The following is a 12629-nucleotide window of genomic DNA, read 5'->3' on the forward strand; positions in this document are numbered from 1 at the left end:
ACTAAATTAATTTAGCGGTACCAGTAAATGCCATTCACCATGGCTACGCCGGGTGTGGTTTCAAAGGCGTTCAGGATGGTGCCGTCGGGGGTGCGGGTGGCCCATTTGCCCCACATTTGTCCGCTGCTGTTGCGTATCGACCATGCCTGCGTGGCGTTGGCATCCAGCCAGCTGCCATAAGTGCTTTGCAACCCGGCCGAGTGCACGTAAATGCAGGCCCAGCGGGCAAATATGCCTTTAAAGCCCTGGGTATCGGCGGTGTCGTACTCATCAAGTAAAATTCCGCCGGGAGTTTGGCACATGTTGTTTTTACTGTAGTTCATTACGTTATTGGCCATGGCGGCGTAGTTTACGGCAGGGTATTGCAGGCGCAGGGCATCGCAGGCTCCTATGAACGTGCCTTGCGTGTATGAGCGGCTGCCTTCTGTAATGGTGCCGGCCGCGTTTATGGCACCCTTAACCTCGCCGCTGCTGGTGTACAGGGTGGCCACCATCCAGTCCATCAGCAGCTTGGCCTTGGTTTGGTAGCTGGCATCGCCGGTGGCAGCGTATAGCTTCATGGCGCAAATGATGGCCGGCGCGTTTACGCAGGCGTTTTTAGTTTGCTTGGCGGTAGTCCACCACAGGCCGCCGCCCAGGGCGGTATCATAGGCACGGTTCCACACAATGGCGAAGTTGTTTTTGGCCATGTCCAGCATGCCGCCATCATTGGTAATGGCATAGGCGCGCACGCACATGAGGCTGCCCCAAATAATATCATCGTTATAAATGTTGCTTTCCCAGGTAAGGCCGTAACCATCGCGCATACCGTTGTACAGGTAGCTGATTTTGTTCTTCAAATCCACATTGGGGTTTATATTGTAGGCATCAATGAGGGTTTCAATAGCCTCGGCCTGCGTCCAAAAGTCCATGCGGCCGGTGTGGTTCTGGTCTTTCCAGTAGTAGGCCTTATAGCTGGGGCCATAGGTGCCGTACTGGTTGTAAAACGTATTATTGTACACCTGCATAGCCACCAGCGCTTCGGCACGGGTAGGCAGGGTTGCATTGGTTACCAGCTTACGGCCGGCCACCGCCGCCGAAGTCCCCGGCGACCCAGCCGCCAACTGCCCCTCCTTTTTACAGCCCGAAGCCACTACCATACAGCCCATCGCCGCCAGCAGCAGGCCGCACCCGGCCCGGCCCATCAATTTAAAAGCACGCAGCACGCCCAACGCGCCGCCGGTTTGTTTAACATTGTTTTTCATAATTTTCATAGAAATTGATTTTGTTTAATTGGTTTATATAAAGCCTGCCCCTGTTTGTTGCATCATTAAAAACCTGTTGAACGCTGGCCAACACTCACCCGGCTACGCTGCGCTGGCCACCCTCTCTTCGGCTTCGCCGGAAAGAGGGGCTTGAAGTGCTGAATGCATTTAGCATACCGGGTTGGTCAGCGCTCGGACTCCTCTTTCGAGTTTAATCCCCCGTCAACAGCATATCCCGCGTTCAAGCCCCTCTTGCCCCATTTAATCCCCATCAGCAGTATATACCCCGTTCAAGCCCCTCTTTCCACCGCAGGTGAAGAGAGAGGGTGGCGGGCGCAGCCTCGCCGGGTGAGTCTTCGCCGCCATACGCCACGCTCCCGCCCGGCCAGTAAAAAACTGCCCCCTAAAAAAATCACGAATGTTGGTTTACCCCGGCTGCTGCAAACGCTAAAAGCGCGCGCCGACCCGGCTTATGGTATTGTTTTTCAATTGGTTTATAATAGTAGGATGCCGCCAGCGGGCTCAGCCCCCAAGCGTCGGGAAAATTTTTTAAGTTTTTTATAAATTTTATCTTTCAACGAAACAACTTATCAACTATGCACAGGGGAGCCTTGAGTCTAAAGTCTTAAGTCCTGAAAAATCAGACTTCCGACTAAAGACTTCAGACTTCCGACTTAAACGCCCCTTTATTTGTCGCACCTGGCCCTCACCGCTATAAATGCCGTATTTTATTTTTGATATTTATTTAGCAAAACCGGTCAATAAAAATTAACCTTAAAACCAACCCCATGAGAACTGTAACTTTTGGCATGAATATCAGTATTGATGGCTGTTACGACCACACCAAATTTAATGGCGATGAAGAAATTCACCAATATTTTGCCGACCTGGCGCACGACGTCGACCTGGTGGTATACGGACGTAAAATGTACGATTTGATAGTTCCGTACTGGACCGAGGTGGCCAAAACCCAGTCGGGCACGGCAGCGGGCAATGCTTTTGCGCAAACCGTTGTCGACGTTGACAAAATTGTTTTTTCGCGCACCCTCCAAAGTGTGGAAGGCAATACACGCATTATGCGCGACAACCTGGAAGCCGAAATCATGAAACTGAAACAGCAGCCCGGCAAAAAAATCTCCATCGCCGGCGTAAGCCTGCGTTCGCAACTCATGGCGCTCGGCCTGGTCGACGAAATGCATATTGTAATTCACCCGGTAATTATTGGCAAAGGAAAAAAGCTGATGGATGATTTCCCGCTGCCGGAAAAACTAAACTGGAAACTGGTGGATACCAAAGTTTTTAAATCGGGATGCGTAGGATTGCATTATTTGAAGGGGTGATGAGGGGAATCTGCGGCAGCATCCATATTTCCCGGATGCTAAGATTTGTGGACTTCCCAGTCTAAAAAATCCGTGTACCTGATACTTGCGGCTTAACAAAAGATGCTTACAAAGTAACGGCATCAACTACCCGGCATGAAGCGAGCTGAGAATAAGCTGTACCTTTTCGAGAGCAGTTTGATAAGTTATCCCGTTTAGCTGATTTTGTCCAATCGGATGTTCCGGGTCCACCTCTACATCTGGGATTAAACCAACTTCATTTTCGTGAACCATGGTCTTAATATTGATAGTATTGCCGTAGGCCGGTATATTGGTTTGCAGCCAGCCGAAACAAGGCGGATGGTTTATTCTTTCGGCATCATTCCAGATAGTATTCCTTATTTCGAAATTTTCCCTGCTAATTGTTGTCCATACATTAAATATCAAATTCTCATCATGGTCAATAATCGGTATAGTAATCCTTCCCCGATGAAAAAAATAAGCTTCGTCAATTACGCATAAGCTTTCTGTAATTTCTACCCGTGCAGCTATTTCATCTTCCGGTATAGCGAAATAATGGTATGGAAAATCGGTACCGAAACACAGCGGAACCCCTTCATAACTTTTACCACAGCACATACAGGTGAACGAAGTATCCATAATTTTAAAGTTGATAGCTAAGGGCGTTAGTTATTGGCCTAAATTAATGTTTTTGAAGGTAATTACTTAACAAGAATACGCGGCGCACAATAGTGAAGGCTAAAGCAAAACAAAGGCATTGAGGACGTCTAAAGACACTTGGCACTTGTTGGTGCTCCCTACCCGGTTTTGAAGACTTCGAATGATTATGCTATAGTAATAAATTTAATAAGTTTTGTCCATATTAAATGCTATACCCGACTTCACAAAACTAAGCGCGTAGTCTGCAGCTGGGGTTTAAAAATCGTAACATTGGGTAATTACAACTCGGTACTACCGCCAAAACTTTGCGACCCGATATTTTTTTGACTTTTGAATTTTTCACTGTTTAATTGTTTTTTTAGGTGTTCAAGAGTGCTGCGCAGTTTTAACTTTTGACTTTTAAAAATGGCGTTCCCTGCGGGCCGTGCTGTACGTTCATACTGCACAGGCCTTAGGCGCTGGGCCGGTATCCACTTCACTAACGCGGGCTGTGGGGAAATTGTGGAATTAGGGCTATGCAATAAGATTGTGATCTGTATACAGGGCACACGCGACACGCGTGCGCCAGCTTGGGGCCTGTGCTTCGCTATCGAAAAGTGGATTTATCTCTTAAAATAACTGGGCCTGAATGGTCTATCCATGGAACTAATTCTTCTCCTATGAAAAGTTTGTCTATTACTTTCTTTCGCGGAAGTCTGTAATTTGTACCATTGCAGCGATATTTACCGTCTGGCGTAATCGCTATTACCTCTAATTTAGGATAATTATCACTTTCTTTCTGGCAGACCCAGTCTCCGATTTTGTATTTTGTTTCCATACTATCAACGTTAAAAAAGATGTTTATTTCCACTTTTTAGCGCAGGTCTTGTGTGCCGATTGTGCAATTGCTGACCCGTGCTTTACGAGATGATTGGTTTTACAAAAGTGAAACGCTTGCGTATTAGAAAAGGCTCTTACGCTTACTTTTTCATTTTTACATTTTCTACTCTTGCTATACCTTCTTTAATACCCTTGCGTAACTCCTGAAGTACAAAATGACGGACTCGATTTGAAGAAGTGTAAGCGAGCATCTTTCCGACCTCACTTTCCAGTATTTTTAAAGGAGGCCCATCGTCTAGCAATAAATGCACGATGCCTGCATTATAGCGTTCTTCGAAAATTATTGCCAATTGGGATATAGATTTGTTTGGTGCAACTCTTAATACACTGCAAAATGCATCCATATTTACTGCCGGTAAAAAATCCTTATCAAAACGCTGCTCATTGAAAGCCTTTTCGATTTCGTCAGCCTTTCCGGCTTGAATAAGCGATGTAATGTGCGCCACCGCCTCCCGCTTTTTCTCGCGAATGATTGTCATATGCACCATGGAAACTTCCCCTTTGAATTTTTCACTAGCGTCGTTATTCTTTTTGAAATGCATCATGTTGCCGTAGGCCTCGTCATTCGTTTCGCGCCGGTGTGCAGCTTTACCCAACCCTTTCCGTACAAACGACAAGATTTCATCATAACTTAACGAAATCAGATTGTTATCTGAAAAATAAAAATAGAAGTCCGCAATTTGTAGGTAGTTATAAATCGTGTATAAACCATCTTCAGCATATTGACGTGTCTTCTTTTCAAAATATAAAAAATCCTCATCGCTGAGTTTCCTAAACTTATAATTGATCAGAAGCGGAAAACAGATGATATGTTCTGGGATACGATTCGGGTCACGTTCTTCGAATTCTTTCAGAAGGGCTGTTTCGTCCAGATAACCTGAAAGTATAAAATCGTATATGGGTTTCCATAGATTGAATTGATACCCGAAGCCTTTAAGATAGCGTTCGAAAAAAGCTTTCGGATAAGGGCCTTTGATCAATTCGGTCGGAACAACATCGCCGCCCTGGTCAGGTTGAGACCAGAAATGTTGTACAACAGTAATCATGTTCAATTCTTTATAATCGCCCTCGTCGTCAGAATGAAGGAAGCCTCTTTTATAATCGATACCAATAGTTAGCGCGCAAAGTACCGCGTTGTTGATGTTATCGGGATTCTGTCCTTTTAAAACAGGGTAGATTCGTGCAATAATAGACAAACAGAAATCAATAATGCGCAAGTTATCTTCTTTAAAAGAACGCAACAAATCCCGGATAAAAATCTCGTTTTCATTTAAAAAAACAAAAACTTCCGTCTCACTACTATATTTACGTAGTAGCTGGGGAAGAATAAGTTCATGGTCAATATGGAAATTAAGTGTTCTGCCAATAACTTTTTCCTTAATTCCAGCAAAATCCGGCTGAGTAGAGTTGACTTTGGTTTCATCGGAAAGGATTAGAGTTTTGAGCTTGCGATGCTCGACAAAGTCGTTGATAAAACCCAGAACTTCAGCAAGAGGGATCCTGCAGCGTTCCAAGTCATCAAAGCAAATAAGATAATCTGCATACATAATAGTGTCCAAGCTTAGGCCACGCACCAGGTCGGGCAAGTTGACATCCAACTTTTTTTTGGCCAGCATACTTAAAGCGTTCCCTATCAGCTGACCAAATTGGGTATTTCGTTTACTGTCACCACGATTAAGAAATGGCCACATTTTAATGAACAACATTTGCTCTAAGGTACTCCGGCTCGCTATGCCATTTAGTGAGATATAGAGGGTTTGCTTATTAGCCATTTCGGCTAGCGGTTTAAGTTCTTTTTCCCAAAAGTATGTTTTGCCGCTACCCCACGCACCATTGATCAATAGCGCAAATTGTTCGTTAGGATCTTGGATATAGGTTTTAAAGACAGCTTTGATGTGATCAGCGTTCATAGCGTGAAGTTCGCAAATAAGAAATGATTTGGTCATTATAATTTTAAAAAGCGTACCGCAGGAATAATAAGGGTAAAAGTATAGAGGGTCACGTATCCGTTTTTACAATAACTTTGAATCTATTATGACCGATTATCATTTTAAAGATTTCACCAACAGTATAAATCAGTTTGGCAACGAAGAATTTATTACCGTACATAAGTATCTGAAAGCTGACTTGTTGGAAGGTTCGCTAAGGGAAGTAATCAGCGCAGTGTTGATCCCGAATAGTGAGGTAAAAAAAGAGGCAAAAAAAGCACAGTGGATCTGTAATCCGATCGGACTCAAGCCAGGCGTCATCCGTTACGCCGATGCGCCGGACAAGTACAAGCGATGGGGCATTGAAGGCCGGTTAGAACCTATTGTTTATCAGCAATTCTTTAACAAACTTATTCCCGAACAATACCGCGTTGTTGAGGAGTTCATTTTGTTATTCAACCTTTACGAAGATAAAAATGCCGGACGATACAAAGGCGTAGATATTCAATCAGACACAACCGTTGTGATCAAATTTTCGGAGAATGAAATCAGTATCCGAAAACATGAACTCCGAAAATTCCTATCCTTAAAAAAAATGACGCTTTTTTTGCAGTTCGAATATTTCTTTTTTAGCGTACATGATCTGGCCCATCATGGGGTTACCCGCCAACAATACAGCGAAGTGATCACCCCCGATTATCAATGGATGATCAATTATCAGCAGGCCACCTTCGCTAGTGAGACTTCCTGGCGTTCAAACGCCCGGTTGCAAGGCAAAAAAGCTTTATATGGTTATGCCAATTATCAGGAACCGGATGTTTTCGACCGGGCCCGCAGTAAGCGTAAGTATGTTGATTTCATAGTGAATGTGCAGGAAGACGGGGAGCCTAAAGAACTTAGTTCCGACCTTGAAAAACTAAGCGAGGTGATGCAAAAACGATTTGCTTATAGCCCAGTTTTCTTCAAAAGTGAAGTGCTGGAGAAGTACTATAAAAATCCTGAGCTATATTCCATCGAAGATGGCGTAATTATTAAGAAAGGTAGTTGGACATTAGAGATCGACAACGATCATGCTGGACACGTCGCCGTATATTTAACAGACCTGGCCAAGTTGAATTATGAAGAACAATGTTACTGGCGCAGTTATAATATCATCCCGGTTGATAGCTTAAGCGAGGTAAAATTCAGAAGGGACTTTCTGGTGGACCGCCATGCTGAGCCATCTGCCTCGGACCTTCTGTTTCGGAAATATTTTCAGGAATTTTCGGTCAAGTTTTTCAAACGGTACGGCTACGATCTGTTTTTACCGTTGCGGGCCGGGGACGAGTATTTTTTCAAGAATATTCGACGCCCACTCAACGAAGATAGTCATGAATTTGATCAGATAATTATTTGCCTTTCCAAATCCCTTAACGACAGTATCAATGTGAACGAGTTAAAAAAGCAATTTGTTGATGAGCCTTATGCGATCAACCAGCTACAAAAGTTTCTGGAGCGAGAATTTGGCAAGGATTATGATGTTCCGCTGATCCTCCGCGCTATTCAGGAATTTCGTTCGAAAGGTGTCGCCCATCGAAAGGGAAGTGATTATCAAAAGCTCTTTAAAAAGTTGAATGTCGCCGATAAAACAAAGTTGGCCATTATTGACGGATACCTGGCTAAACTGGCTATCGGTTTCCGCACCTTGGCGCAAGTTTTGAGCGATAGCCCGGCGGGCAGATGACTTGTGACCCGGTTAATGAGACATGAGAAGAAGCAAGAGTCTGCCATCAGTCAGCAATTTCGATTATAATATTTCGGCAATTAATCCGTCCTGGCAGTCCTTTGCCTCGGCTTCGGCGATCAATCAGCCGGGGCCAGCGAATTGATTTTGGCGCGAGAAGCGAATTGCTAATAATTAATCAGCCGGACTTCACAGGATGGCTGAAAATCTTGGATTCAAAGCTATTTGTATTTAGTTAATTACGTCGACCATGCCCTGTATGAGCGCTTTTATGCAGTCAAAAGCGGTTTTGTAAGAAAACGAGCGTGCATCTTTTAATGACAGCGCCAGTCTTGAATATTCGTCGTCGTCTGTCTCCGACAACAAAATACGCTTTATCTGCTCCAGGGCGATAAGATTCGACTTCAATAGATCGCGGATGTCTCTACCCATAATGCGGGCGGTAGTAACAAAGCGATCAAAATGTGGCTGCTCCATCAGGTCCTGGTGTTTGCTGTACAGATCTTCATACTTCATTTCGATATAATTTCCGAGTATGAATCCGAGGTCCCTTCCGTCACGGTCGTCTGTCCTGCCACGATCCTTCCACGCTAATATTTTCATCACACATATTCCTGGGACGGATGCAATTTTAAAACAGACATCGCCTGCTTGGATTTCAATTGCCCCGGCGCTAACCTCGACGAATCCGGCTACATTCATGGCTTTTATGTGGTCTGGTGGCCAGGTATACTGCCCCTCGTCGTCTTGGATCGCTCCAAACGGGACAATGTCGATTTCATACGCATTTTTATATATTAGTTTGTGGGTAGTCTTCGTGGGCGAGAACAAGCCAGAATCAATTAATTTTTGTATGGTTTGCTTATAGGTGTCCCATTCCGGCACATACAGCGCAAAATCTACATCGCGGGTCATGCGGCTTACTCCAAGATCATAGATCGTGTCCATGATCAGATCGCGTGCGCTTGCCCCGATAAGCAGGAAATCGTATGACTGGCGGCCAAGAACCTTTTGCAGCGAATCGATGATCTCCAGCAAATAAGATGGTATCTTATTGCTCAATATATTGTAGGTACTCATCATATATTCGTTGGGCGGTTTCCAGGTTTCTGCTGTCGCTGGTAGCTGTCAGCTCGGCGTATACTAAAAGTGGGGGCACTAAATTTGGTTCAATTTGAAACAAAGGGTGTTGCGTATCCCAAAAATAATTTAATACCTCTATTTCATGATTGTCGTCTACCGGGACAAGGCTCATTTTTTTCATCCAGCTTTTTTCGTCTTTTGGAACATACATGGTCAATTTCTCCGGTGAAAGATATTTGGTGTAGCTTGCAGCAGCGGGTTCTCCTCCCCAGTTTCCCTGCCAGTCAGCAATCGGATACTGTTCGTACCCCTTTACCATGTCCTTTTTGAAAGATTGGTAACGTCCAATTAGCAGCTTTGGCCGTAGAATTTCGTTGTATCCGTTTACCCACCGCTGCAGCAATTCACGTTTTTTTAGTAAACGCTTATTGTCATCATAGTCTTCAAACAAATAGCCGCTTTGAAGCATTTCTTTGAATATGATCGTGATCGAGGCGGGTGAAATACCCACCAGATTGGCAAGCTCCCTATATGGGAAGTTTATTACTTCCGGGTCTTGTAATAGTGCAAATAATAATTTCAGGCCTGTATCACCAAATAAACGGCTTTTTGTTGGAACACCGCCGGCTTTTGTTTTTTGGCCGGTATGCTGAATATAAATGGTTTTTTCATTGAGGTAAACATTGCCGGTAGCATCCATAAAATTAACCCCGATGTCCATCAGTTTTTGCGCAATCCTGGAATAAATTACCTGGCTAAGCACCAGTGTCGGCAGGTCATCGGTCTTTTTTGCGTCGGCGGCATCGCGCTGAATATAATGCAACTGGAGGTGACTAATTTGGTGCGCATAATAAACGTTGAATTTAAGTGATACACCATTAATGGTAAAGGTGAGGATATCTCTTTCTCCCACCGCATTACCCATTGTCATTTGTACCGTTTTAGAAGCATCTCTAAATGCCGGCGGCAACATTTTAAAACTTTGAGAAAGTACGCTTCCGTAGTGCATTGTTTACTTATTATCCTTGTTTACATTTAGTAAACAATCAAATTTAGTAAACAAAAAACACATTTGCAACTGGCTTTTCTCGCCCCTGTTGGTGTCCTCTACCCGCGCTTTGTTGTGTGTTGCCACCAACAAATATCGGCATATAAAAAGGCTTTAAGGTTTACGTAACGCCATCTAATTTCGCCCTGGCCCTTGTTGGCGCTCCCTACCCTGTTCGAGCACTTCGAACGATTATGTCTATAGTGATGAATCTAATAATTTTTTGTCTGTATTAAATGCCATACATTCCACATCCCGGATTTGCATACAAATAATAAGCTTTATGCCGGCAAACCAACAACAGGCATCTGCTCACCCGCTTTTTCACAGCCATAACTCAAACGCACAATGCCCGACGAAAATACCTGCGTGTTGGTTAACCGCATTTGTAAATTATGGCTAAGGGTGGGGAACAAACGTTTCCCGGTAGAAATTACTACCGGGTGCACCCAAAGTTCGTACCTATCCACCAGGTTTAGCTTCATGAGTGATGATACCAGCTGTCCGCTCCCCAAAACTATGATATCCCGGCCCTGCTGGGCTTTTAATTGGTCTATCTGTTTTTTTAACTTTCCTTTTAGCAGGATGGTATTGCGCCAGGGGGTAAGGTGGATTGATTTGGATACTACCGCTTTGATGTGCCCGTTCATCAGTTCGGCCATTACAATATCTTCTTTGGCCATCTGCAGGTCGTTGGCTTTTGCGGGCCAGTAGTTGGCAAAGGCTTCATAAGTGCGGGCACCTAATAAAATGGTATCTGCCCGGGCCAGTTGCCGGCACAGGCTTTCGCACAATTGGCCATCCCAGTATTTAAAATGCCAGTCGAGGCTGCCATCGGGCCCGGCCATAAAGCCATCTAAAGTTACATTTACCGATGCCACCAACTCCCTCATTTTTTATTATAATTATTATTTACAGGCAATATATTACCAGGAAACCGCTTTTTGATTTTTTTGCGCAAGGACGCTAAGTGGCAAAGCAATTCTTTATTTTTCTTTGCGTCATTTTCTTTGCGTCATAGCGCGAATTATTTTAAAGCCGGCTTACCACTTACCGCCAAAGTTGAGCAGGCTTTTTACTTTTCCATCGCGCAGGTAAAGGCTTAGCCATACCAGTATGCCAAAAACTATAGGGAAATAGGCCGGCTGGTTGGCCCTCATCATAATAGCTACAGCGCCACCGAGGTAGCCGGTAATTAAAATAGCGCCTAAAATGGCAGTACGCGGAATGATGTAGATAATGGTGCTGATAAGTAGTATGGTGCCGATTACCGTTACCATGTTTTCGCTGTAACCCAAAGTCACGGTGCCTTGTACCGAATGGCTTTCCTTCAGGATTTTGGCGATAGCATCAAACAGGAGGAATAAAATGCAGATAATGCTGATGATGCGGCCGGCTAATAATGACGATTTTGATGGCGCGGCGGCCGGGGTGGATGATACGGTAGTTTCCATAATGCTATTTTTTTTTTGGTGATTTAATTGTTTTGTTAATTCAAAGGTAGTGTGGAGGTAAGCAAATAAGTACTGCATGTATTTGACATCTGCAGGGTGTAAATGCGACTTTTTATTTTTTGATTGCTTAAATTTGATCAACATGAAACACATTTCGATACTGGTGCCCTATGAGGCCGTCCCGTCTGCAATCGTCGATCCGCGGTATATGTTCACCGCCATTAATCAATTTTTGGTTAGCGCCGGTAAACAGCCCGCGTTTGAGGTTCAATTGGTGGGCTTAACCGCCCAGGTACCGCTCAACAACGGCGCTTTCGCGGTTAATACGGATGTGCTGATAAGCGACCTTAAAAAAACCGACCTTGTGGTCATCCCCGCGCTATCGGGCGATATGAAGGCCATGGTTGAGCTGAACAAGGATTTTGTGCCCTGGATTATTAACCAATATAAAAATGGCGCCGAGGTGGCTTCTCTTTGTCTTGGCGCTTTCCTGCTGGCATCTACCGGGTTGCTTAACGGAAAATCATGCTCTACCCATTGGATGTCGGGCAACGAGTTCAGGGCCATGTTCCCGGAAGTGGCCATGACGGATGGTACCATCATTACCGAAATTGACGGCCTTTACTCAAGCGGCGGCGCCAGCTCTTACTGGAACCTGTTGCTGCACATTATTGAAAAATATACCGGCAGGGAGCTGGCCATAATGGCGGCTAAGTTTTTCGCTATCGAGATCGACCGGAAGAGCCAGTCGCCATTTGTCATGTTTAACGGGCAAAAAAAGCACGAGGACGAACCCATTAAGCTTGCACAGGAATTTATTGAACATAATTATACCGCGAAACTTTCTGTAGATGGCCTGGCCGACCAGTTTGCCATCGGCCGCCGCCATTTTGAACGCCGTTTTAAAAAAGCCACCAACAACACCCCAGCCGAATACATTCAGCGGGTGAAGGTGGAAGCCGCCAAAAAGCAGCTGGAAAATTCATCAAAAAATATAAACGAGGTAATGTACCAGGTGGGTTATAATGATGTTAAGGCTTTCAGGGCGGTGTTTAAAAAGTTCACCGGTTTGTCGCCCAACGATTATAAGCACAAATACAACAGGCAGGCGGCGGCGTAAAAAAACCGGCTACCACAAGTACTTGCTGCTGCCGCAGGCCTCCAGGCCTGTGCGCCCGCATGCAAATCAAGATGTTGTTTGGCATGTAAAAAGTTTTAATGTTTACGTAACGCCATCTTACTTTCGGCTATCCCTGCTCGTTAATAGCAA

General features: G+C 44.7%; 11 protein-coding genes. 3 read left to right on the forward strand and 8 right to left on the reverse strand.

The window, feature by feature from the left end; all coding sequences use genetic code 11:
• Positions 1-11: 11 nt before the first annotated feature.
• Entirely contained in the window at positions 12-1253 is a 1242-nt protein-coding gene (locus ACFGVS_RS13650; RefSeq protein ID WP_439699044.1) for a glycoside hydrolase family 76 protein, read from the reverse strand.
• Positions 1254-2032: 779 nt separating this feature from the next.
• On the opposite strand from ACFGVS_RS13650, the gene ACFGVS_RS13655 reads away from it, so the two are divergent.
• Positions 2033-2584, forward strand: coding sequence for a dihydrofolate reductase family protein (locus ACFGVS_RS13655; RefSeq protein ID WP_439699045.1), 552 nt, complete (start codon positions 2033-2035; stop codon positions 2582-2584).
• 126 nt (positions 2585-2710) lie between these two features.
• On the opposite strand, the gene ACFGVS_RS13660 is transcribed toward ACFGVS_RS13655, so the two are convergent.
• From ACFGVS_RS13660 to ACFGVS_RS13670, 3 genes are all read right to left on the reverse strand, one after another.
• The gene (locus ACFGVS_RS13660) at positions 2711-3223 is read right to left on the reverse strand and encodes a DUF2199 domain-containing protein (RefSeq protein WP_439699046.1); all 513 of its coding nucleotides are present in this window, start codon (positions 3221-3223) and stop codon (positions 2711-2713) included.
• A 607-nt stretch (positions 3224-3830) separates the two neighbouring features.
• Complete coding sequence (locus tag ACFGVS_RS13665; protein WP_439699047.1) at positions 3831-4061, reverse strand: hypothetical protein; 231 nt, start codon at positions 4059-4061, stop codon at positions 3831-3833.
• Between the two features lie 142 nt (positions 4062-4203).
• Positions 4204-6069, reverse strand: coding sequence for a P-loop NTPase fold protein (locus ACFGVS_RS13670; RefSeq protein WP_439699048.1), 1866 nt, complete (start codon positions 6067-6069; stop codon positions 4204-4206).
• Between the two features lie 88 nt (positions 6070-6157).
• On the opposite strand from ACFGVS_RS13670, the gene ACFGVS_RS13675 reads away from it, so the two are divergent.
• A complete protein-coding gene (locus ACFGVS_RS13675) occupies positions 6158-7774 on the forward strand; it encodes a hypothetical protein (RefSeq protein WP_439699049.1) in 1617 nt (538 codons plus the stop codon).
• Between the two features lie 231 nt (positions 7775-8005).
• Here the strand turns inward: ACFGVS_RS13675 and ACFGVS_RS13680 are convergent, their stop codons facing one another.
• The 4 genes from ACFGVS_RS13680 to ACFGVS_RS13695 all read right to left on the reverse strand — a co-directional run bounded on the left by ACFGVS_RS13680 (position 8006) and on the right by ACFGVS_RS13695 (position 11359).
• On the reverse strand, positions 8006-8857 hold the full coding sequence (locus ACFGVS_RS13680) for a hypothetical protein (RefSeq protein ID WP_439699278.1): 852 nt from the start codon (positions 8855-8857) through the stop codon (positions 8006-8008).
• Positions 8826-9866 (reverse strand): type IV toxin-antitoxin system AbiEi family antitoxin, encoded by a 1041-nt coding sequence (locus tag ACFGVS_RS13685; protein ID WP_439699050.1) that lies wholly within the window; start codon positions 9864-9866, stop codon positions 8826-8828. The genes ACFGVS_RS13680 and ACFGVS_RS13685 overlap by 32 nt, the downstream gene beginning before the upstream one ends.
• A 320-nt stretch (positions 9867-10186) precedes the next feature.
• Positions 10187-10798, reverse strand: a complete 612-nt coding sequence (locus tag ACFGVS_RS13690) for a dihydrofolate reductase family protein (RefSeq protein WP_439699051.1) — start codon at positions 10796-10798, stop codon at positions 10187-10189.
• A gap of 150 nt (positions 10799-10948) precedes the next feature.
• Complete coding sequence (locus ACFGVS_RS13695; protein WP_439699052.1) at positions 10949-11359, reverse strand: DoxX family protein; 411 nt, start codon at positions 11357-11359, stop codon at positions 10949-10951.
• Between the two features lie 142 nt (positions 11360-11501).
• Between ACFGVS_RS13695 and ACFGVS_RS13700 the strand changes: the two genes are divergently transcribed.
• Positions 11502-12479 (forward strand): GlxA family transcriptional regulator, encoded by a 978-nt coding sequence (locus tag ACFGVS_RS13700; RefSeq protein ID WP_439699053.1) that lies wholly within the window; start codon positions 11502-11504, stop codon positions 12477-12479.
• Positions 12480-12629: the final 150 nt, after the last annotated feature.

Origin of the sequence: Mucilaginibacter sediminis (genome assembly GCF_051903035.1) — a bacterium.
GTDB lineage: Bacteria > Bacteroidota > Bacteroidia > Sphingobacteriales > Sphingobacteriaceae > Mucilaginibacter.

What these genes read in the sequence shown, in the direction of transcription:
- ACFGVS_RS13650 (WP_439699044.1), bottom strand. Translation starts at nt 1,253, where the DNA reads ATGAAAATTATGAAAAACAATGTTAAACAAACCGGCGGCGCGTTGGGC.
- ACFGVS_RS13660 (WP_439699046.1), bottom strand. Translation starts at nt 3,223, where the DNA reads ATGGATACTTCGTTCACCTGTATGTGCTGTGGTAAAAGTTATGAAGGG.
- ACFGVS_RS13695 (WP_439699052.1), bottom strand. Translation starts at nt 11,359, where the DNA reads ATGGAAACTACCGTATCATCCACCCCGGCCGCCGCGCCATCAAAATCG.
- ACFGVS_RS13675 (WP_439699049.1), top strand. Translation starts at nt 6,158, where the DNA reads ATGACCGATTATCATTTTAAAGATTTCACCAACAGTATAAATCAGTTT.
- ACFGVS_RS13665 (WP_439699047.1), bottom strand. Translation starts at nt 4,061, where the DNA reads ATGGAAACAAAATACAAAATCGGAGACTGGGTCTGCCAGAAAGAAAGT.
- ACFGVS_RS13670 (WP_439699048.1), bottom strand. Translation starts at nt 6,069, where the DNA reads ATGACCAAATCATTTCTTATTTGCGAACTTCACGCTATGAACGCTGAT.
- ACFGVS_RS13680 (WP_439699278.1), bottom strand. Translation starts at nt 8,857, where the DNA reads ATGATGAGTACCTACAATATATTGAGCAATAAGATACCATCTTATTTG.
- ACFGVS_RS13655 (WP_439699045.1), top strand. Translation starts at nt 2,033, where the DNA reads ATGAGAACTGTAACTTTTGGCATGAATATCAGTATTGATGGCTGTTAC.
- ACFGVS_RS13685 (WP_439699050.1), bottom strand. Translation starts at nt 9,866, where the DNA reads ATGCACTACGGAAGCGTACTTTCTCAAAGTTTTAAAATGTTGCCGCCG.
- ACFGVS_RS13700 (WP_439699053.1), top strand. Translation starts at nt 11,502, where the DNA reads ATGAAACACATTTCGATACTGGTGCCCTATGAGGCCGTCCCGTCTGCA.
- ACFGVS_RS13690 (WP_439699051.1), bottom strand. Translation starts at nt 10,798, where the DNA reads ATGAGGGAGTTGGTGGCATCGGTAAATGTAACTTTAGATGGCTTTATG.